Annotated in this window: 19 protein-coding genes; 15 read left to right on the top strand and 4 right to left on the bottom strand. The window is 34.1% G+C overall.

Features of this window, described 5'->3' with window-relative positions; all coding sequences use genetic code 11:
- Positions 1-142 precede the first annotated feature (142 nt).
- On the top strand, positions 143-2,350 hold the full coding sequence (locus tag FEZ13_RS11855; protein WP_146552882.1) for a sensor histidine kinase: 2,208 nt from the start codon (positions 143-145) through the stop codon (positions 2,348-2,350).
- 220 nt (positions 2,351-2,570) lie between these two features.
- Here the strand turns inward: FEZ13_RS11855 and FEZ13_RS11860 are convergent, their stop codons facing one another.
- The gene (locus tag FEZ13_RS11860) at positions 2,571-3,863 is read right to left on the bottom strand and encodes a helix-turn-helix domain-containing protein (protein WP_146552883.1); all 1,293 of its coding nucleotides are present in this window, start codon (positions 3,861-3,863) and stop codon (positions 2,571-2,573) included.
- Positions 3,864-4,450: 587 nt separating this feature from the next.
- Between FEZ13_RS11860 and FEZ13_RS11865 the strand changes: the two genes are divergently transcribed.
- From FEZ13_RS11865 to FEZ13_RS11930, 14 genes are all read left to right on the top strand, one after another.
- Positions 4,451-4,804, top strand: a complete 354-nt coding sequence (locus FEZ13_RS11865; protein ID WP_146552884.1) for a lmo0954 family membrane protein — start codon at positions 4,451-4,453, stop codon at positions 4,802-4,804.
- Between the two features lie 15 nt (positions 4,805-4,819).
- A complete protein-coding gene (locus tag FEZ13_RS11870; protein ID WP_146550300.1) occupies positions 4,820-5,476 on the top strand; it encodes a PspA/IM30 family protein in 657 nt (218 codons plus the stop codon).
- Between the two features lie 237 nt (positions 5,477-5,713).
- On the top strand, positions 5,714-6,409 hold the full coding sequence (gene liaF / locus FEZ13_RS11875; protein WP_146552885.1) for a cell wall-active antibiotics response protein LiaF: 696 nt from the start codon (positions 5,714-5,716) through the stop codon (positions 6,407-6,409).
- Entirely contained in the window at positions 6,406-7,455 is a 1,050-nt protein-coding gene (locus FEZ13_RS11880) for a sensor histidine kinase (RefSeq protein ID WP_146552886.1), read from the top strand. The genes liaF and FEZ13_RS11880 overlap by 4 nt, the downstream gene beginning before the upstream one ends.
- Positions 7,433-8,065: a response regulator transcription factor gene (locus FEZ13_RS11885; protein WP_146550297.1), complete on the top strand. Its 633-nt coding sequence runs from the start codon at positions 7,433-7,435 to the stop codon at positions 8,063-8,065. The genes FEZ13_RS11880 and FEZ13_RS11885 overlap by 23 nt, the downstream gene beginning before the upstream one ends.
- Positions 8,066-8,155: 90 nt before the next feature.
- Positions 8,156-9,247: a metallophosphoesterase gene (locus FEZ13_RS11890; protein ID WP_146552887.1), complete on the top strand. Its 1,092-nt coding sequence runs from the start codon at positions 8,156-8,158 to the stop codon at positions 9,245-9,247.
- A gap of 401 nt (positions 9,248-9,648) precedes the next feature.
- Positions 9,649-10,476 carry an undecaprenyl-diphosphate phosphatase gene (locus tag FEZ13_RS11895; RefSeq protein WP_146550295.1) on the top strand — a complete coding sequence of 276 codons (828 nt, stop codon included), beginning with the start codon at positions 9,649-9,651 and terminating at the stop codon, positions 10,474-10,476.
- A gap of 685 nt (positions 10,477-11,161) precedes the next feature.
- Positions 11,162-12,064 carry a hypothetical protein gene (locus FEZ13_RS11900; RefSeq protein ID WP_146552888.1) on the top strand — a complete coding sequence of 301 codons (903 nt, stop codon included), beginning with the start codon at positions 11,162-11,164 and terminating at the stop codon, positions 12,062-12,064.
- A 189-nt stretch (positions 12,065-12,253) separates the two neighbouring features.
- Positions 12,254-13,051 (top strand): retropepsin-like aspartic protease, encoded by a 798-nt coding sequence (locus FEZ13_RS11905; protein ID WP_146552889.1) that lies wholly within the window; start codon positions 12,254-12,256, stop codon positions 13,049-13,051.
- Positions 13,052-13,061: 10 nt separating this feature from the next.
- Positions 13,062-14,315 carry an MFS transporter gene (locus FEZ13_RS11910; protein WP_146552890.1) on the top strand — a complete coding sequence of 418 codons (1,254 nt, stop codon included), beginning with the start codon at positions 13,062-13,064 and terminating at the stop codon, positions 14,313-14,315.
- A gap of 375 nt (positions 14,316-14,690) precedes the next feature.
- Positions 14,691-15,416, top strand: a complete 726-nt coding sequence (locus FEZ13_RS11915; RefSeq protein ID WP_146552891.1) for a response regulator transcription factor — start codon at positions 14,691-14,693, stop codon at positions 15,414-15,416.
- A complete protein-coding gene (locus FEZ13_RS11920; protein WP_146552892.1) occupies positions 15,406-16,764 on the top strand; it encodes a sensor histidine kinase in 1,359 nt (452 codons plus the stop codon). The genes FEZ13_RS11915 and FEZ13_RS11920 overlap by 11 nt, the downstream gene beginning before the upstream one ends.
- 73 nt (positions 16,765-16,837) lie before the next feature.
- Positions 16,838-17,440 carry a PepSY domain-containing protein gene (locus FEZ13_RS11925; protein ID WP_186725892.1) on the top strand — a complete coding sequence of 201 codons (603 nt, stop codon included), beginning with the start codon at positions 16,838-16,840 and terminating at the stop codon, positions 17,438-17,440.
- 81 nt (positions 17,441-17,521) lie between these two features.
- Entirely contained in the window at positions 17,522-18,844 is a 1,323-nt protein-coding gene (locus tag FEZ13_RS11930; RefSeq protein WP_146552894.1) for a PepSY domain-containing protein, read from the top strand.
- Positions 18,845-19,011: 167 nt separating this feature from the next.
- On the opposite strand, the gene FEZ13_RS11935 is transcribed toward FEZ13_RS11930, so the two are convergent.
- The 3 genes from FEZ13_RS11935 to FEZ13_RS11945 are packed head-to-tail and all read right to left on the bottom strand — an operon-like array spanning position 19,012 to position 21,329.
- Positions 19,012-20,703 carry a b(o/a)3-type cytochrome-c oxidase subunit 1 gene (locus tag FEZ13_RS11935; protein WP_146552895.1) on the bottom strand — a complete coding sequence of 564 codons (1,692 nt, stop codon included), beginning with the start codon at positions 20,701-20,703 and terminating at the stop codon, positions 19,012-19,014.
- On the bottom strand, positions 20,700-21,182 hold the full coding sequence (locus FEZ13_RS11940; RefSeq protein ID WP_146552896.1) for a cytochrome c oxidase subunit II: 483 nt from the start codon (positions 21,180-21,182) through the stop codon (positions 20,700-20,702). Before FEZ13_RS11940 ends, FEZ13_RS11935 begins: the two co-directional genes overlap by 4 nt.
- A gap of 24 nt (positions 21,183-21,206) precedes the next feature.
- Positions 21,207-21,329, bottom strand: a complete 123-nt coding sequence (locus FEZ13_RS11945) for a cytochrome c oxidase subunit 2A (protein WP_146550288.1) — start codon at positions 21,327-21,329, stop codon at positions 21,207-21,209.
- Positions 21,330-21,570 lie beyond the last annotated feature (241 nt).

Consider the following 21,570-nt stretch of genomic DNA (forward strand, 5'->3'; position numbering starts at 1 on the left):
ACGTTTATTTGGTCGGTCATTGCACTTGTGATGGCCCTATGTAGTTTGCTCTATTGCTGTACGTTTATTTTTCAATTGATCGATTTTAGTCTGATCAAACAAATGGCCCGACTCACACGAATGATGATAGGGAGAGTGTAATATGCGAAAGTTTAAAAACATCCTAATATTGTCATCCATTTGTATCATTCTGATAGGAGCAATGACATTATTCGAATATCGTCATCAATTTATGAATAATTTTTTTGAATCAGATCGATCAGATTATTCAAATTATACAAGCCGATTAGGAGCACTTGTGTTAAATCCAATGGATACTGATAAAGTGAGAAGAAATATTCAAGTGAAGAACAAGGAAATAGAGGATTATCGCCATTATAATGGTAGTCTAAGTGAGCAAATCTCGGATATTAACGTCCATTATAAAGAAAAAATTGCTGAAGCGAAAGATGCAAAAGCGACTTCTGTTGTAAAAGCATTAACGGCAGAACGAGATAAAGAAATAAAGAAAATCACAAAAACATTTGAAGATGATAAGTATGTTCGAGCACAAATTAAAAAACTTAAAATAGAGGAAATCGATCGCTATGCTAAAAATTTGGAGGAGGACAAGCAAGAGTTTTTAAATAATTTTGACTACGTGGCGTATGAGCTAACAGATTTATCTACAGGGCAAACTTATACCCATGGGAATATGCAAGATCCAGCGCTTTATACACAAAAATACGATGGAAAACAACAAGTTTTGGAACTGCCAGGTATTGATGATGAATCCAGTTGGACGACATCTAATGATATGACGACAGAAAGTAGAGGAATATCGTATGATTTAACAGACATAGTCCCAAGTGTCTCGCATTCCTATAAAGGTGAAATTCGTGTTTCTAAGACAGCTTTTCAAAACTCACCACAGTATCAAGAATATCAAAGTTTTTATATCCATAAAATATTATTAATAGCACTATGGATATTGAGTGTGATCGCTGTTTTAGCTTTAGTCCGCAATAGACCTTTGAAAATAAACGTCAACAATGATCATTTTTTATTCCATACGATTCATAAATGGCCAATTGATATACGACTGGCTATTATAGGTGTGAGCGGAATGGGTATGATCATGGATTTATTTATATTGTCTGATTTTCTTGCCAACTCATCTTTTACTATGCTTGCAGAGTATTTCAAGATCATGATAGCGATTCTCATTCTCTATTTGTTTGTGTGGTTCATCACAGCACAGCTTCAATTATTGATAGAAGATATGAATACAGAAGAAAAAAGACTAAGTGCTTATAAAAAAACATTATGCTTTCGTATTTTAGAGGGTATTCGCTATTTATTTTGGTCCATGAGTCTAATCTTACAAGCAATGGCACTTCTAATTTTTATCTTTCTAGCAGGAGTCGGGTTTGCAATAGCTGCACTGTATGCAAATGAGCTGATAGGCATTTATTTCTTTTTATTCATAACGGTCGCTATACCAACGATCATTATTTTCTTACATCGTATCAGCTATATCAATGAAATCATGAAACAGACAGAAGAAATGGTAGAGGGACGCTTAAATAGTGAGATAAAAGTTCGTGGTAGATCCGTTTTTGCAAAGCATGCTGCTAATCTGAATCGATTGCGTGAGGGGGTTCGTATCTCTTTGTCTGAACAAGCAAAAAGTGAGCGTTTAAAAACGGAATTGATTACGAATGTCAGCCACGATTTAAGAACGCCGCTTACTTCTATCATTACGTATACAGATTTACTCAAAAATCCTGATCTATCGGAGGATGAACGCAATAGCTATATAGCAATTTTGGATAAAAAATCACAACGTTTAAAAACATTGATAGAAGATTTGTTTGAAGTATCTAAAATGACTTCTGGAAATATTGAATTGCAAAAGCAAAAGGTCGATTTAAATCAGCTATTGCAACAAGCACTTGGTGAGCATGAAGAAGATATGGAAAAAGCAGATATGACATTCCGTGTCCATATAACAGATGAAATAGTAATGGCATATGTAGATGGTCAAAAATGGTGGAGAGTGCTGGATAACCTGATTATGAATGCTTTAAAATATACAATGGAAGGGACAAGAGTATATATTTCTTTAGAAAAAGTTGGTCAAGATGCTCAATTTGTCATCAAAAATATTACGAAATATGAATTGGGCGATCAAAACATAGAGGAACTGTATGAACGCTTTAAACGTGCAGATGCGTCACGCCATACAGACGGCTCCGGCCTAGGATTAGCGATTGCTCAATCGATTGTTGATCTGCATGGTGGCCGTATGGAAATAACGGTAGATGGTGACTTGTTTAAAGTCACCGTCACTGTCCCGATCGTTAGTTAGAAATAAAGTGAAACTTCACACAGTGGGGAGATTTTTTATCCCTCACTGTGTATGAGGTGAAACAATTGGACTTTTGCAGGAAGTGATGCCTAATTTGATCTTCTTGCTTTTGACTGAGGTCTTGCGGTGGAATCATAATGCCTTTAATAGGAAATACATTAAAAATAAGAAATTAATCAAAAATTATCTCTTAACTAAAGAATTTACATGTATTTCATCACTATAAGTCTTCCCATGTTGTTATTTTTTTCATAGCATACATTGCTTTATTTGCTTTTTGATAATAATGTGTCGCCTTTTGGTATTCTTCTCGTTCGCATAATAATGAACCCAGTAGAATAGTGTATTTATAAACATTTTGGTAATCCTGATTTTGGTCGAAAAAGTTAATAGCGTTTATGAGCAGTCTTTCATCAAAGTGACTTTGTTGATGTGATATTTGAAAAATTTGAAAATGGTAGATATAATCTTTCACTTCCTTTTCAATATGGTTTTTTTTGATGATTTCTAGACCTTTTTTACACCATATTTCTACCTTTTTTACATTTTTAAGTTTTGAATATTCTTTTACTATGGAGTAAATGTTCATCAGATTACGAACAGGGTCCTTTTTGATAGCCAGGCTTTTTCTATAGTAAGAAATGGCCTCTTTTGAATTTCCTTCTAATGCATAACTATAGCCTAAATTTTGAAATATAATGCTATAGTTATTCTTTAAGTTATATTTTTCACATATATGATAACAATCATGAAAAATTTCGAGAGAACAATGATAGTGACCATTTTGAATATGAGAAAGTCCTAATCTGATAGAACAATTTACGATTTGCTGAGGATATTCTAATTCTGTGAATAATTCTAGAGCTTGCTGTGCATATTCGATGGCACTAAGTGTACGATATAGCTTATGATGTGCAGAGCTTAGCATGTAATAATACTCAGCTTTTTCGATCTTTGAAAGTTGGATTTTTGAAACAAATAAACTAGCTTTTTCGAGAAAAGATAATCCAATTTGATATTGATGAAAACGATAGTAATAGAGAAAACAATTTCCGTAATAGAAAAATTTTTGCCGGTCAGTTAGATTTTCTTCCACTGCTGAAAATGCTTTGAGGAGGGGATCTATTTTTTCTAAAGGTTCCTTGGCCAATAAAAACATTCGAAGTAGTCTTAAATTAAACGTATAGAAATTTTCAACACTGCTAAATTCGAGATTCATGGATCGATAATAATTTAGTGTTTTTTTTATTTGTAATGGGTCGCTTGTCATAAGTGCATTTTGAATGATTCGGTAGCTTTCTTTCATAAATTGTTCTTCATCCACATTGAGGTAATGCTCTAGGTTAACTTGCAAGCGGTTGAGGAGTGCATTTTTAACTTCATCTTGAGGGATTTGTTTACCACTTTCAATCTTACTTAAATAAGAAGTAGAACAAATGTCTTTGGCTAATACTTTTTGCGTTATATGTTGTTTCAAACGTTCTATTTTTATGATATTTCCGATATTTTGCATGATAAACCTCTCAGTTTTTGTGCTGTTTTTAGAATTATTGCATGATTCAAACAGAAATAAAATCGGCTGAAAGGTCTATTTCGCTTATTTAATTTACAATTTTGTGAAATTTTTATTATATAATGGAAAAATTATGGAAAATAAACTCATACTTTTAGCATTGTTATCAGTTATGTAATTTAGTCTTTTGGCTTTTACCATCTTTAAAATATAAGGAGAAAAGAACCTTTTGTGTGAAGATGGTTTTATGTATATATCCTCGTATTTATCATGCTTAGTGTTTTGAGCTAATTCGTCTTTTACAGACAGCAGATTTTAAACTTATCCCGCTTTAACGTGCAGTAAGATCCCATCTCAAGATTTAGAGAAATGAAAAAGATAGATGGGGGATCAACTGCCCGTAAAAGTTCGATTGGTTCGGGCTAACAAGATGTTGATCACTCAGGTGTTGCTTGTTTGTAAGGAATAAATAGCTAGGCTGATGCGCACTCAGTCTCTAGACCTAGATGAAAATCCATTTCTAGCCCGTTTGGACAAACTAAATTTCTACGTATTATAGAGGTACAAACGAAGGGAGGAAGTAACCAATGAAAAAATTTGGTTTATTTATCATCGGTATCACAGCCGCTATTACAATTTTATGTTCTCTAGGTGCTTTAGCAGGTTTAGCGATCTCAGCAGCAATCCTTTATGTGGGAATTCACTTCTATTTAAAAAGTACTTCTACTTTTTCAAAGGTCGTGTGGGCGCTTGTTGCCATCGCTGGATTACTAACAGCTACTGCAAATATCCCAGGGTTCATCGGTTTAACTGCAATTGTTGTCTTATGGTACATCTTACGCAAATGGGATGGATCAAATAATCAACAATCTTTCGCAGCACCAAAATCAGATGACCCATTCACCAATTTTGAAAACCAATGGAAAGAACTAACAAAATAACAGGGGGTACCGAAAATGGTCAACTTATTACAACGTTTAAAATATTCTATTGAAGCAGATCTCAATCAATTTTTTGATAAGAAAGAAGAAAAAAATCCAATCGCTATGTTAAACCAATATATTCGCGAAGCGGAAAAACAAACAGAAGAAACTGGGAAATGGTTAGAAAGACAAAGTACTTTAAAACAAAAATTAGAACAAGAACTTGAAGTAACAACCGAGATGCTTGCTAAACGAACGAAACAATTAGATCTCGCCAAATTAAGCGGTGAACAGGATTTAATCAGCTTTGCAGAACAAGAAATTCAAGCTTATGAACAACGCAGTATGGTGTTGCAAAATAGCATCGACAAAACAACGGAAGAACTATTTGGGCTAGAACGTAAATTTGAAGAGATGAAACATAAAATCAAAGATATGAAAGTTCGCCAATTACAGCTTATGGGAAAGGAAAATGTCGTTCGCGCACATCATCAAATGGATCACGTTCTACATCCAGAAACAGCGGGCAATATTAGTGAAAGACTTGAAACATTTGAAGCAATGGAAAGCTATATTGAACACCTTGGTCAAAAAATCGATCAGCAGCATGAAATTACTTCTATGGAAGAGCGCCTTGCACAACTTGAAAAACAAACAGTGAAAAAAGAAATACTTGAATTACCACAATAACTAGACTTCCACAGGACGATCGTTATACTAAAAAAGAGAAGGAATTCCTTCTCTTTTTAGCTTATAGTGAAACTTCCCCCAGTGGGTTCTCTTCATCCACTGGGGGCTAGTAGAACCAATCGGGCATATACAGGCAGTAACCCCCCACGTATCCTTGTTTTATGTGGAAGTCTTGAAATAGAAAGTAGTCATACTACTGCCTGTTGATGCGGGATAAACTTTTAGGAGGGGACATCTATGATGCAATTCTCAACAAACAAACTAACCATGCTTATTATTGTTGCATGTCTACTTGTTTTTATAGAAGCAACATTTTTTGAAAATGGCAGTATTATGTTTGTGGTTCTCGGCGTATTTTTTATTTATATAAGCATGCGGAAAAGACGAAAGTGGCTTTTTTGGTCTGGCATCATCTGTATAGCGATCGCGCTTATGTCCATGTGGAGTTTGCGAATCATTGTTATAGTTACATTGTTTTATATATTATGGCAACTAAAAAAGGGAGATCCTATTCAGCTATCATTTTCGAAACCATCAGCACAGCAAACAATAGATCAACCTGTTAAAAATAAATTTTTTTCATTTCAAAGCACACCATTGCAATCCTACGAATGGCAAGACGTGCATATTCAGAGTTTGGTAGGGAACTTGCATATTGATACGACACAAACAGTTTTACCGAAAGGAACTTCTCTCATCTCGATCCGTCAAGGATTTGGAAAGGTCAAAATTATTGTCCCATATGAAATACCTGTACGCCTTCATTACAATACATTTATTGGGGATGCTAAATGTTTTGAAAATACTTATTCCCGAATATGGAATGACACGATTACGTTGCGGGATGGATATGAACATATCGAGGAAGCGTCTACTGAATTGATCATTTCTGTGTCAACATTATGTGGAGATATCGAGGTGATTCGTCAATGACAAAACTTCTTGCACGAACCATTAGCACCTTCCTATTCGAGATTATCATACTTGCTATCATCTTCTTTATGCTATACGGGACAAAACTGTCGAGATGGGAAATGCTTTGGACATCACATTATTGGAATTTACCAATTGCTATTTTATTTGTGACCTTATGTTTTATATTTAGTATTTGTATTGCGATGTGGAGCATTTTTTTAACTCGTCAAAAAGAACAGCAATTTGAACAAGCTTTACAAAATGTATTAAAAAGCGACAATGTCCCACAAGAAACATTCGATGTCAATGTAAGCCTGCAAAAATCATTGACCACAACAAGAGAATTAATCAGTACGCAGCGCAAGAGTTTGCAAAAACTAACAAATGATAAAGCTGTCAACCAAGATCAAATGATTCAAGAGCGAATTATTCAGGAACGGCAACGATTAGCTAGAGAATTACATGATTCAGTTTCTCAACAACTGTTTGCTGCTTCTATGTTACTATCAACAGTAAATGAAACCGCATCGGAAGATTTACCTGAGCATACGAAGAAAACACTGCTTCAAACTGAACAAATTGTTCAACAGGCACAACTGGAAATGCGAGCGCTATTACTTCATCTCCGCCCTGTTGCATTAAAAAACAAGTCCATTATGCAAGGATTAGAAGATTTATTAGTTGAATTACAACAAAAAGTAACATTTAAGATTCAATATCGTCTAGAAGAAGTACATTTATCAAAAGGGGCTGAGGATCATTTATTCCGCATCGCACAAGAAACTTTATCGAACACATTAAGGCATGCGAAAGCGACCGAATTAGAATTATTGTTAGTTGAACGTAATGAACGTGTTATTTTTCGTGTACGTGATAACGGTGTTGGCTTTAGAATGGGCAATGAAAAAGCAGGATCTTATGGTTTACACAATATAGAAGAACGTGCAGTTGAAATCGGTGGAACCTGTAAAATTGTCTCTGTCCCAACACAAGGTACAGTCGTCGAAGTACAAATACCCGTAGAGAAGGAGACGTTAAAAGATGATTCGAATTCTATTAGCTGATGACCACGAGATGGTACGTATCGGCGTTTCTTCATACTTACAAGCACAGCCTGACATGGTGGTTGTGGCGGAAGCTTCAAATGGTCAAGAAGCTGTCGACCTAGCATTAGCACATCGTCCAGATATCATTCTAATGGATATGGTTATGCCTATTATGACGGGCGCGGAAGCTACAGAAGCCATTATCAGCCAATGGCCAGAAGCTAAAATCATGATCGTCACCAGTTTTTTGGATGATGATAAAGTCTACCCGGCTTTAGAAGCTGGAGCTATTAGCTATCTACTAAAAACAACAAATGCCAAACAAATTGCCAATGCTATTCGAAATACTTATAATGGTCAACCAATATTAGAACCAGAAGTAACCAATAAAATGATGCAAAGGATGCGCCATAAAGAAAAACCGCTTCATGAAGATTTAACGGAACGAGAATATGAAGTTCTTCTTTTAATGGCTCAGGGTAAAACGAACCAAGACATCGCAGATGAACTATTTATCGCCTTAAAAACAGTTAAAACACATGTTAGCAACATCCTTTCAAAATTAGAAGTACAGGATCGTACCCAAGCAGTTGTTTATGCTTTTAACCATCAACTCGTTAAAAGCTAATGAGGTTTTTCAAGTTTGAAAATGACAACAAAAGCTTTCGAATATTTACGAGGTGATTGAAACTTTTCTTCAGGAAAGGGGACTACATGGATGCGTAATAAAGTAGTGGCCGGTGTCATATTTTTGGTCATATATAACGCTATTGTTTTTTATCTTGGTTGGAATGTATACCAATGGTTGAGGATCGTATTTCATATGGATTTCCCAATCGTTTTTTCAATTATTTGGTTGTATTGTGCCTACAGTATCGTGCTTAGTCATATCAATCAACGTTTTCGGATGACAAAGGTAGTGAGTTGCTATTGGATGATTATAATGGAGTATGGTCTATTGTTATTTCCAATTGCCAATTTGTTGTTATGGTTCATCCCTTCTATACATATAATTTGGATAGGCTATATCATTTTGGGTCTATTTGTTGTGATCATTGGGTTTGGTTCATATATGGCTTACTCACCAATTGTTCGAACCAAAACCATTCAAGTAAAAAAACAAAAGGGAGAAAAGGAAAGTTTTCGAATGGTGATTGCTTCCGACTTTCATCTCGGCATATTGTCCAATAAAAAACTTTTACAAAAATTTGTATCGAAATCGAATGCGGCTAAACCGGATCTTGTATTTCTAGTAGGCGACATTGTGGATGATCATCCTTATTGGTTTAGAGCTTACCAAATGGATGAAGTTATGAAAACATTAACTTCTACATATGGTGTTTATGGCGTATTGGGTAATCATGAATACTATGGTAAACAAATTCCATTATTTATAGATGAGATGAAAAAATCAGGAGTAAGGATTTTACAAGATGAAACAATTTGTATAGCCAATTCGTTTTATGTAACTGGAAGAGAAGATAAAACCAATAAGAATCGTCAATCTTTAGAACAATTATCGAAGAGGGCAGAGCATCAATTGCCATGGATTGTTATGGATCATACACCATCGGATTTAATAACCCCTGTCAAGCTTGGAGTGGATATACATCTCTCTGGTCATACTCATTTAGGACAAATGTGGCCGAATCAGTGGATTACACGTAAAACTTTTGAGTTAGACTATGGCTATTTATTGAAACAGACCACTCATATCATCGTTTCTTCTGGGTTTGGATTTTGGGGTCCACCAATTCGTACCAATAGTCGTAGTGAAATGTGGGTCGTTGATGTCGAATTAGTGGATTAACGAAATTTAATGAAACTTTAAGAAAGCTTTTCTTTCAATATGTTATGATAGTTTTGCTAGAAATGAGTGGAAGCTGGTCATTGGAATCTTTCTCGTTTTGTTATACCAATTTTTACTGCGCCAGTTTCGCTTGGTATATCAGGTAGGAGAGTTTACTTCACCTGATGAAAAAGTTCCACCTATACTTTGAGTAAGACCACTGAAAAAATCATTTCACCTCCGAAAGTTTGATAAAAATCAGCTTTAGTTAGCAAGATGAAAGAAAAGATGGATGAATATCCATAAAAATAGGGGTGTTATAGCTTTTCATTGACCTCGCTTTGTATAAAAGTGGAGGGACAATCCCGCTTTAACGGGCAGTAAGTTTCACTTTACAAACATAAAAAGAATAAGGAGATACTATGGACTTTTTAGAGTTATTAAAATCCATTATTTTAGGATTTGTAGAAGGAATGACAGAATTTGCTCCAGTATCGTCTACAGGTCATATGATTATCGTGGATGATATGTGGTTGAAGACAGAGGAGTTTTTAGGAAAATCTTCTGCCAATACATTTAAAGTGGTTATTCAGTTAGGATCTATCCTAGCGGTTGTTGTTGTTATGTGGAAACGAATGTTAAGTCTTATTGGTTTATATCATTTTGAGGGACAAAAACCACATCATCGATTTAATTTGTTGCACGTCATTATTGGCGTTATTCCAGCAGGTGTTTTAGGCGTATTATTGGAAAATTTCATAGACAGCCATTTATTTGGCATTGAAACGGTTATTTTCAGTTTGTTCTTTGGTGCCCTATTCATGATTGCAGCAGATAAATTTGGACCCAAAAGACCAAGGGTTACATCACTTGACGACCTATCTTATGCTCAAGCCTTCAAAGTTGGCTGTATTCAATGCTTATCATTATGGCCTGGATTTTCCCGTTCAGGAGCTACGATATCAGGTGGGGTATTGCTAGGATTAGACCATCGTACGGCTTCGGATTTCACCTTTATCATGGCTGTACCGATTATGGCAGGTGCAAGTTTCATATCATTATTGAAACATGTAAATGAGATTAATTTTGATGATATGGGCTTTTATGTTGCGGGATTTATCAGCGCGTTCGTCTTTGCACTTATTTCTGTAAAATTCTTCTTGAAGCTTATAGCCAGAGTAAAATTAGTCCCATTTGCCATTTATCGTATTGTCTTAGCCATTGTACTTGCCATCATCGTGTTTATGTAATGGATGATTATAAGTACGAATTGTGCCAAAAATATTATCTGAAAAAGTAGTATGTGAGGTTTTCTCATATGCTGCTTTTTTGTTGCCCTCGGTATTATGGATGATCACTTGGTGGTAAAAAAGGCCACTGTTGGCTTGGCAAGAGAAATTGCGAGTGAAAGCGAGAAAGGTAAAGGATGCCCGCCCTGGTGACACATAATTGAGGAAAGTCGGACGCAAAATCTCAAACTGAAGGAAACTATATTAAAGGTTGAATTGGTGCGGATGAGTTTGCCAAACAAAACGAATTCTCTTAGTAGAACAATATTTTTAGGCAGCTAATGTTTGTTGATTTTTCTTCGATAAGTTTAGCCATAAATTTAGAAACAGTTTAGTTAAATTCAAAAAGTGTTAGCTCAATCGAATGATTTGTTAAGATTAAAGTTGAGTTGAATAAACAGTAAAATTAAATCATAGGGTACTTAATACCTGTGATTTAGCAAATTGAGAAGTAGATGATAATTGAAAATTCCCCTTAATTATTGAATTTATGTAAAAATAATATTTAAAGAGAGATACTGTATAAAACTAAATATTTTATGGATTATAAAGTTAAAAATGAGAATATTGTAATTGAACAAAAAGTATTATATGATAATGGAAAAATATATTTTTAATAATAAATTTTACATAAGGGATGACAAATTTGAAAGTAGAACAAGTATTGGATATTTTAAATATAACTAATCAAGAATATATTGAATTTACTAATATTATAAATTCTGTTAATTCTAAATTTTCAATTAAGAATTTAGGCTTCCTCAAAAATGATGCTCCATTAATCTCAAACAGCATCTATTCTTATTATCCACTTATGTTTAAAAATATAATGAATATGGGAAAAGATAATTTACCGTTTCTCATTGAATTTTCTCATCTTCATTTCATAAGTTTATTTTTATTGGATAAAATCTATGATGAACAAAAATTTTCAAACTCCCTTGATCTACTTGTACTTTTAGATTTATATCATGAAAATCAAAACAATCTAAATATGATTACTACATATTATCCTGATATTAAGGAAGAAATACAAAAATATTTATCTGTCACCAAAGAAGGTTTTTTTAAAGAAAAGTATATTTATTCTTACGAGAATAGTTTGAATATTTCTGAAATAGAAACCTATTGTTATAATAAATATTCTTATGCAAAAATAGCCCTGTTAATATACGAGAAATTTTGTAACACGTTTTTAGATAAAGAAATTATTGATGTTTTAAAAGAATCGCATGATTATTTTGCTGTTGGAAGGCAGATATTAGATGATTTAGATGATTACATGGATGATTATTCTCACAATTCTTATAATATTTATACAAATTATTATTATAAGAAGAATAATCTCTCTAAAAATCTTACTGAATCAAAGCCATTACAAGAAGAATTGACGACTCTATCAATCGAATACCTCAAAAAATCTTTAAACATGGTTAAGGACTACACTGAATCTGGGTGGTATCGATACATTTCATTTTATTTAAATCAAGCATTGGGAAAAAGGAATTTAATGCTTAACATAAAGAATAAGATTGATCGATTATATTGATCAATCTTATTCTTTATTATTAACTACCAAGTGATAACAACACGAGGGTTTGATTCTGTTTCAACAACAGAGTCGATTGTTTTTGTTATATTTTCCATAATATCTTCATCTCCCTTATTATTGGATTACTTACATTATAAGTTATAAATCAGAATTTTTCAAATATTAAGAATAGTGAGGTAACTTCAAATGATTATAAAAAAATTGATTAATTTGTTCAAAAAAAGAGGAAATATGATAGTTTTACCTATACTTATCGGTGAAGAAAAATATATATTCTTAGTAGATACTGGATCTGAAAATTCTTTTATATCACCTAAGAAAAAATTAATTCATTTTAAAGAAAAATTACCTTGTAACTTGAAAGTAAAAGGTATTGGTGAAGATACAATAACGAAGTATAAATACTCAATTCCAGTAATTTTTTTGGGTGATATAAAAATAAAAAATGTTTCGTTTATTGAGAAGAAAGATAAAAATATATTGTTTAAAGTTTTAAGAATCGATGGAATAATTGGATGGGATATATTAAAGACTATAGACTTTCAATTAAATTTTGAATCTAGTAAATTAGAAGCTATTGATATAGAAGATTGGGGAACTGCAAAAGATTCTTGTGAATTTAACCTTTTGTTAGATACAAATTTACCGATTTATAGTATAAAAAATTCCGATGATATAGTCCAACATTTTTTAATTGACACCGGGTCAAACTTTTCTTATTTATATATACCCATGTATGAGGGAAAAGTTCAAATGTGTCATTCATTTTCCATAGGAATTAATGGTATCCAACTTAATAAATTATTTTTAGTGCAAAATTATTGTATACCCTCGAATGACAATAGTTTAAATGGATTTAGTGTTAAGAAATTATTTATTGAAAAATGCTATAGTAAGACACCGCTTATTCTAGGGTTAGATGCTTTTTATGGTAAAAAAATTAGGTTTGTAAATAGTGAGGGAATGTTATATATAGAGTTTTAGGGGGGATTTTATGAAAAGTATAGAGAAAGCATCACGTCAACAAATGATCAAGGTATTGTTGAGTACTTTAACAGGAAATTTAGGTAGTGGTATATTATCTTTTATAATTGGTTTACTAATTTTAAAAAGTACAGATTCTGCTCTTAGTTTTGGAATTTCACAGGTAATTGGTCCAGTTGTAAGCCTAGTATTACTCCCCTTTACAGGAAGTATTGTCGATAAATTCGATAAAAAGAAAGTGCTTGTTGCTGCGCAATTATTAAGTATTATAAGTTTATGTATATATGGCATTATGATTTATTATTATGGTTTTGAACATTTAATTTTTACATATCTCTTATTGATCTTCTTAAAAATTTCTGACCAATTTTTAGTGACATCGTTTACAGCATCTATCGTGAATATTGTGATAGACGAACATATCCAAAAAGTGAAATCTCTACAACAAATTTTAAGTTCACTTACTTTGATTGCTGCTCCTATTTTAGCCGCTTTTTTATATGACTTTGTACCACTTTTATATTTGGTCGCTTCAGAAATAGGACTAGAAATCATGACGATTTTCATTATGCTATCGATTAATTTTCATCTTACTAGCATTGTCATGGATGAAGAATCTACTCAGGAAGAGAATATACTTATTTTATTTAAACAAGGTTTAGACTATATGATCAAGAGTAAAAAATTGTTTTTTGCATTAATCTTCGCCATGTTGGTTAATTTTATGTTTGGTGCTGTGAATATAGGGATTCCATTTATCCAAATCAATATTTTGCATTTTTCAAACAATATTTATGGTTTTACCGAAGCTATATTTTCATTTGGAATGATTGTTTCAGGAATTATTTTATCTGTTTCTAAAAATATTTCTTATCCATTGTATAGTTCTTGGTGCATGATTAACGTAATTGGATTATTATTTGTAGTTTTAGGGATTCTCTTAGGAATAATATTGGAAAAAATTTATTTTATTATTATCATAAGTATATTTAATCTTCTCATTGGAATGGCTATTACTTGGGTGAATGTACCTATAACCGTTTGGATGACCAAGGAAATTCCTAAACACTATCAAGGAAGAGTATTCAATATCTTAAATACTGGTGCACAATTATTAACACCATTAGGCATATTGTTTTTTTCGGCCTTATTCGACCATTCTAACAACTATTCTATTTTTATGATTTCTGGATTTATAATTTTATTGGTTACTCTAACTTATCCTCTGCTGTTCAAAATTAACTTGAAGGAGAACCAAATCTAATTTGGATGATGAATAACTGTTAGAGGAATTCTGTTGATCTATACGAACATGAGTAGTGTAAACCAGAGCATGGTTTGTGCTATTTTTATAGTAAAATAAAAAGCCACGAATAACTCTGGGGAATAATGAGAAGTTAAGTCAGAAAATATACTCGCTATTTTTAAAGAATGTTTATAGAAACACTATGATCGTTATTATAGTGTGTAGATTAGAAAATAGAATAAATATTTACTGAAAACAAAGTAGTGGCTCTGTTTCGATAAGTTCTTCTCATCATATTTTCATAAAAACATGTTACGATAAAAGGAAGAATATTAGACTATTTCAATCCTGTTCATGGAGAAGGATATAAAGAAATTTGGCAGGTGAAGATGTTTGGCAGAACGGGAACGGATTTTGATCATAGAAGATGAAGAAAAAATTGCACGTGTATTGCAATTGGAATTAGAGTTTGAAGGATATGAAACGGGTATTGCTTATACTGGATCGGATGGACTTATTTTATATCGTGAACAGCAATGGGACTTAATCTTATTGGATATTATGCTGCCGGTTATGAGCGGGATTGATGTTTTAAAAAGAATACGAGCAACCGAATATTCAACGCCCATTATTATGTTAACGGCAAAAGATGAACTGGAAGACAAAGTAACAGGATTAGACTTAGGTGCAAATGATTATATTACGAAACCCTTTGAAATCGAAGAATTGCTGGCTCGTATCCGAGTGACATTAAGATTTCAAAAGAAAAATCAAGCACCCAGCTCGATTCCTCCCAAAAAGGATCCCTTTTTACATGAATATGGTGGTCTTTCCATGCACGAAAAAACGCGGGAAGTGATTAAAAATGGTGTTTCCATCGATTTGACTCCTCGTGAATTTGAACTACTCTTATATTTAATCAAACATCCAAAACAAGTATTAACCCGTGAACAAATATTAGATAGGGTCTGGGGATATGATTATTATGGAGATACCAATGTTGTTGATGTTTATATTCGATATGTACGTCAAAAGATAGATAAGGGCAGTAATCATCCACTCATCCAAACAGTGCGCGGTGTGGGGTATGTATTAAAGGAAAAAAACTATGAAGCTTAAAACAAAAATTCATATTTTCTCAACGATCTTAATGCTCCTTATTTTAGTTTTGATGACAATTGGCATCTATTTTATGTATGAGAAGATGGCCTATGATACAGAGTATAAACAATTATTAGATGAATCACAGGAGCTTGTAACGTCTATTAGTCAAACGAGTAATATCAACGATCCAGCAACTATTTTAAGAGCATACATTCCATCTAACGGTGCTATTCGAATCATGGATAAAAATGGTAAAATGATTGTCGCTGTCCAATCAATGGAAGGTCTCGAGCCTTACAAGCCTAGATTGCAATTGGAAGATTACCAAGTAGAAACATATAAAGAAACGGCTATTTTGTCTTTTAGTGTACCAGTAGTATGGACGGATGGTTCTATCGTATATGTTCAAATGATGCAATCGATGAAAAGTGTAGCAAGCACGCTATCTTTGCTAAGGCTTGTACTGAGTGGAATGTTTATTTTAGCAGCTATCTTTGTTGTATTATCCAGTATGACACTAGGTGAAATCGTTCTGAAGCCTATCCAACGTTTAACAGCTACGATGAAAAAAAGTAGCCAATCAGGGACCTTTGAAAAAATTGATATACGAAAGCAAGGAAAAGATGAGTTGAGCGAAATGAGTCAAACATTTAACGATATGATGGCGCAGCTTGAACAAAATTATCGTAAACAAGAGCAATTTGTCTCGAATGCTTCACATGAGCTAAAAACGCCTCTGACAGTTATTGAAAGTTATGCAAGACTATTAAAACGTAGAGGCTTTGAACATAAAGAAATCGCAGAAGAATCAGTAAATGCTATTCTAAGTGAATCGGTTCGAATGTCTGAAATGATCCAACAAATGTTGGATCTTACTAAAAATAAAGAAAGAATGCCCCTGCAAAAAGAACATATAGATATTCATCATTTACTTCATCAAACATTACAGCAAATGCATCAAACTTATAATAGAAATTTTTATTTACATGGCGAGGGACCCGTATTTCTTACTACAGATGAACAGAAGATGAAGCAATTATTCTTTATTTTTCTTGAAAATGCAAGACGCTATAGCAGTGAGGACATCCATGTATATTTATCTGAAAATCCTATTGTAGTCAAAATTCAAGATAGTGGTGAAGGCATTGCCAAAGCACATATACCTCATCTTTTTGAACGCTTTTACAGAGTAAGTCAAGATAGAAATCGGAAAACAGGGGGAACCGGACTAGGTTTAGCAATTGCAAAAGAAATCGCTGAACAATTGAACATCGATTTAACCGTAGAAAGTACAGTAGGAATGGGTACGACAATGATATTAACTTTTAAAGAACAGGAGGAGGAGCAAAATGTGGAAATATAAGCATTGGACACTCCTCACGTTCATCATACTCCTCTTTGTTGCTATCTTCACCGCTTTTTTTATGTGGAATCACATGTCAAATAAAGATAAAAAATCGACTATAGAAGTTTATAAAAATATTGAAACAATGTATGGTGGAGAGATTACATCATTTGAAAATAATGGTGGTCAATATGCGATGGAGCTTTCAAAAAATGGGGCAGTCTATCATATTGAAGTGAGAGCAAAAGACGGTAAAATTTTGCACATGAAGAGAACAGATTTAGGGCGCTTAAAGAAAAGAGATTTACTTTCTAAAGAAAAAATTAATCGGATTATTCGAAAAAACTATGATGGAAATATTGTCAGTGAACTTTTAAATACATGGAATAATATAACAGTTTACCAAGTGCGAGTAACAAATCGAGATAAAAAGTTGAGTATTATCGTTGATGCAGTTACGGGCGATATTTTATCGGAAACGCGTATAAATGCTCATTCGGAAAACATTGCAATAAGTAAAAAAGAAGCTCAACGAATTGCTAAGCAAAAAATGAAAGGGACCATTCAGCATACAAGTTATTTTGAAACAAGTAGTGGGGGCTATTATTTAGTAGAGATGAAAGCCAAAGGACATACGAAAACGTTCCAAATTCATGCTGTATCAGGAAAAATAATGTCGATTACAAATGATTGATTTTCTCATTAAATTCTCATCTTTTTCTTCTAGTATTTTCATTTTCATCCTGTAAATTGTAGTTAAAAGGAGGGCGAAATTATGAAAAAGACGATAATTGCATTAGCGATTACGGGTTCTATAGTCATTTCAGGTGTTGTTGCGGTAGCAGCGCAAAACTCAAACAAGCAAGATGTTCTATCATCACAGGAAATTTCTAAAAAGGCTCTAAGTTATGTGAAAGGCAAAGTGTATAAAATCGAACTTGAGCAAGAAAAAAGCGGTCCAGTGTATGAGATTGATGTGAAGGGGACTAAGGCGGAGTACGAGTTAAAATTAGATGCTAAAACGGGTGAGTTATTAAAAAAATCAACCAAATATAATACGTCTAATCTAACAGGCAAGAAAATTGGTATAGCAAGGGCAAAACAAATTGCGCTGAATTCTGTTAAAGGTAAAATTCGGAAAGCAAAATTAGATAAAGAAGATAACATATACGAAATCGAAATCATCAAAGGAAAATATGAATATGAATTTGATATTCATGCTTATACAGGCAAAATCCTAAAGAAAGATAAGGAAAAAATAACATCTGCTAAAAAGGGTAACGTGATTAGTTTAAGAAGAGCCAAACAAATTGCGCTCCGTTCGGTTAATGGAGTCGTGCAACAAGCACAATACAATCAAAACAATGGCTTATATGAAATTCATATTGTCAAAAATTCAAAAACATACAAATTAAATATTGATGCGCATACAGGTGCAATTATTAATCAAAGAGATGGCAATTCAGTATATACAGCATCAAATGGCAGCATAATCGGGCTTGAAGAAGCCAAACAAATCGCTTTAAATGCTGTTGGTGGGGTAGTAACATCTGCCAATTTAGACAACGAAGATGGCGTTTACGATGTGGAGGTACAAAGCGGCGAATTTGAATATGAATTTGAAATCAATGCACATACAGGTGCGATTGTTAAACAACAAAAAGAGTCTATTTCACAAACATTCGCTAGCATCGGAGCAAATACGATTAGTATGGAAAATGCCAAACAAATCGCTCTATCCAAGGTATCTGGAACGATATTGTCTGCAAACTATGAACAAGCTAGTAATCTATATGAAATTTCAATCAGTGCCAATGGCTACGAGTACGAATTTGATATTCATGCACAAACTGGTGCAATTGTAAAGCAAGATCAAGAACCATTAGAAAATACTGCGATTAACAATGATGCTGCCATCATCAGTTCACAAAAAGCATCCCAAATTGCACTATCAAAGGCAAAAGGGACAGTTACGAAAATCGACCTTGAAGAAGGTATATATGAAATAGAAGTAAAAGATGGCACATATGAGTATGAGATAGAGATTGATGCAAAGACAGGAGATATCCTAAGCTTTGATAAGGAATATGAAGACTAAAAAGCTATAAGAAGAGGATAGGTGGGGAGTCAACTGCCTGTAAAAGCTCGATTGTTAATACTTAAGGGGACAATCTGCAAATATTCGTTGCCATTTAACTTGGTGAAAAATTCAACATATAAAAGAATGACAGTTCATTGTAGAAATGAACTGTCATTCTTTTGCTATTACCAGAGTTTAAAGCCTTTCGAGCCTAATGGAGAATTTTCGATAATACTATAAATAGGGAATGTATAAGCGATAAGGATTAAAGCAGTTAATACGACGATCCAAACTTTGAAATTTTCTAAAATTGGCGGTGTCCGTTCAGCTTGTGGGGCTACCTCTGCGATAGGGAAATCCTGCTCACCTTTAGGTGCAAACCAAATGAGTTTTACACTGATGTAGAGGAATAAAACAATTCCTATGAATAGGAGAGTACCCCCAACTGCTTCAGCCAGCTGATAGGAAGCCCAAGTTTTTGCAATTTCTGCTCCACCATAATCAGAAAAGGTGGAGCGTCTAGGTGCACCCGTCAATCCTTCGAAATGCATTCCGAAAGACATGATTGCCATACCAATGGCCCAACAAACCGTTTGAATAATACCTAATACATTTAATGACGATGTAAAAGTGCGTCCCGTTAAATGAGGTATCAGCCAATAGGAAGCTCCAAAGAGAGTTAAGATAACAGTAGTCGCAAGGGTTAAATGAAAATGTCCAGTTACCCAAATGGTATTATGGACAACTTGGTTCATTTGGAAAGAAGCATTGATGATACCACCTGCACCACCGGGAACAAAAGCTAACATGCCAACAAAAGGTGCAAAAAAGCGAGCATCTTTCCATGGCAGCTTCCTTAGCCAGCCAAACAATCCTTTGGCTCCAAGTTCACGCCCACGCATTTCAAATGTCGCCAGCATTGAAAAGGCTGTGATTAAGGATGGGATAACGACCATCATTGTTAAAACAACTTGTATATATTTAGAAAAGCTATCGATACCAGGTTCGGTTAATTGATGATGTAGTCCAACTGGAATCGAAAACAATACGAACATGATAAATGATAAGCGAGCCAAACCGTCAGAGAATATTTTACCTCCAATGATCTTAGGAATGACGCAATACCAAATCATATAGGCTGGTAATAGCCAAAAGTAAACAAGCGCATGCCCAAAATACCAAAAAAGTGTTCGAGTTAATAAAACATTTACACGCTCTATGAATCCTAATGACCAAGGTAATAGGAAGAAAACGACTTCGATGGCAACCCCTAATGTTGCAACAAACCATAATAGACTATTACAAACTGCCATATAAGACATTAACGGAGAAGTCTGATGTGGGTGTTCTTTTCGCCATTGTTCCCATCTCAAACAATGTCCCAGACTGTCAATCCATGAACCAACAACGACAAGTGCTAATCCTAGATAAAAGATCCAATGTGCCTGCAATGGAGCATAGAAGGTGTAAAGGACGGAGGCTTGATTGGTCAAGATCATGATGGAAGCCATAATTGTGCCGATTGTCATCATCCAAAAACCAATCCACCCGATGATCCTTTGCTTAGTTGAAAGCGCTCCGGAGGTTCTACTCACAGACGCTGCTTGAAAGCCCATGATAAAAAAGGTGGTGAAGATAAGTGCTAATAACACGCCATGAATCGTTAAAATTTGATAATACCCAAATGGTGCTGGAAGCTCAAAAAGTCCTGAACGAACAAGCACTTGCAAGAGTCCAGCGGCTCCTCCTAGAAACAGTGCAAGAAAAGCTACATACATATGTGCCATCACCAAACGAGCATCTTTTTCATTTACCTTCAAGACGCCTGGTGTTTTAGCCGTAAATTTTTCTGTTGGTTTTTGTTTTTGCTTTCTCATTTAGAATCCACCACCCTTAACATAGAATGCATTTGAGCATGACCTACACCACAATATTCACTACAAACAATTAAATAATCACCGGCCTTATCGACTGTTGTGGTGTATTCAGAGATATAGCCAGGCTCTGCCATCATGTTGACATTTGTTCCAGTTATTTCAAATCCATGAACCACATCTTTTGAAGTAATGATGAATTTCACTTTTGAACCAACAGGCACCTTCAATTCAGGTGGATTATAATAGAATGCTGAAGCTACCAATACGACTTCATAATCCCAATCCTTTCCTGATACCTTATGAACACCTGGTTTGTTGAATGGAGCTATTTGTTCCACTTGTTCATAGTTAATCGTTTTTTTGGCGCTTGGTGGGTGACTTCCATAATGGAACGCCATAATACCTGTAATTAGAAGGAAGAGCACAAGAGAGGCTCCACCAAATATCAGCCAGTATCTTTCATATTTATGCAGATGCATTTAGTTTCCTACTTTCTTCTTGATTTAGAAACGATCAAAATACAGGTTTAATACTAGTGACCAAACTACTATAATAAAAATCCCCAGAACTACAACCAAAAAGAGAGTTCCTTTCAGATTTGCATCTGGTTGTTTTTTGTCTCCCATAATCTAATTGACCTCCATACTAAATTTTTATTCTGTAAATAGACAGTAAGCCTCGACCGACGCAAGATTTCAAGAATTCTATGGAAGATAGGAAGAGGAATCCAACGCCAGTAAAAGTTCAATCTGAAGTACAGGTGTTACTATAGGTAGCCTGTGTTCCTTTTACTCTTAATGGAAAAAACTTTACTGAAGGAAGCTTGCTTTATCCCACATAGCAGGAAGTACCTCCACGCCAAAATGC

It is taken from the genome of Rummeliibacillus sp. SL167, assembly GCF_007896505.1.
Lineage (GTDB): Bacteria > Bacillota > Bacilli > Bacillales_A > Planococcaceae > Rummeliibacillus > Rummeliibacillus suwonensis.

Coding starts and splice junctions, on each gene's coding strand:
- FEZ13_RS11855 (WP_146552882.1), top strand. CDS start 143: ATGCGAAAGTTTAAAAACATCCTAATATTGTCATCCATTTGTATCATT.
- FEZ13_RS11860 (WP_146552883.1), bottom strand. CDS start 3,863: ATGCAAAATATCGGAAATATCATAAAAATAGAACGTTTGAAACAACAT.
- FEZ13_RS11865 (WP_146552884.1), top strand. CDS start 4,451: ATGAAAAAATTTGGTTTATTTATCATCGGTATCACAGCCGCTATTACA.
- FEZ13_RS11870 (WP_146550300.1), top strand. CDS start 4,820: ATGGTCAACTTATTACAACGTTTAAAATATTCTATTGAAGCAGATCTC.
- liaF (WP_146552885.1), top strand. CDS start 5,714: ATGATGCAATTCTCAACAAACAAACTAACCATGCTTATTATTGTTGCA.
- FEZ13_RS11880 (WP_146552886.1), top strand. CDS start 6,406: ATGACAAAACTTCTTGCACGAACCATTAGCACCTTCCTATTCGAGATT.
- FEZ13_RS11885 (WP_146550297.1), top strand. CDS start 7,433: ATGATTCGAATTCTATTAGCTGATGACCACGAGATGGTACGTATCGGC.
- FEZ13_RS11890 (WP_146552887.1), top strand. CDS start 8,156: ATGCGTAATAAAGTAGTGGCCGGTGTCATATTTTTGGTCATATATAAC.
- FEZ13_RS11895 (WP_146550295.1), top strand. CDS start 9,649: ATGGACTTTTTAGAGTTATTAAAATCCATTATTTTAGGATTTGTAGAA.
- FEZ13_RS11905 (WP_146552889.1), top strand. CDS start 12,254: ATGATTATAAAAAAATTGATTAATTTGTTCAAAAAAAGAGGAAATATG.
- FEZ13_RS11910 (WP_146552890.1), top strand. CDS start 13,062: ATGAAAAGTATAGAGAAAGCATCACGTCAACAAATGATCAAGGTATTG.
- FEZ13_RS11920 (WP_146552892.1), top strand. CDS start 15,406: ATGAAGCTTAAAACAAAAATTCATATTTTCTCAACGATCTTAATGCTC.
- FEZ13_RS11925 (WP_186725892.1), top strand. CDS start 16,838: ATGTCAAATAAAGATAAAAAATCGACTATAGAAGTTTATAAAAATATT.
- FEZ13_RS11930 (WP_146552894.1), top strand. CDS start 17,522: ATGAAAAAGACGATAATTGCATTAGCGATTACGGGTTCTATAGTCATT.
- FEZ13_RS11935 (WP_146552895.1), bottom strand. CDS start 20,703: ATGAGAAAGCAAAAACAAAAACCAACAGAAAAATTTACGGCTAAAACA.
- FEZ13_RS11940 (WP_146552896.1), bottom strand. CDS start 21,182: ATGCATCTGCATAAATATGAAAGATACTGGCTGATATTTGGTGGAGCC.
- FEZ13_RS11945 (WP_146550288.1), bottom strand. CDS start 21,329: ATGGGAGACAAAAAACAACCAGATGCAAATCTGAAAGGAACTCTCTTT.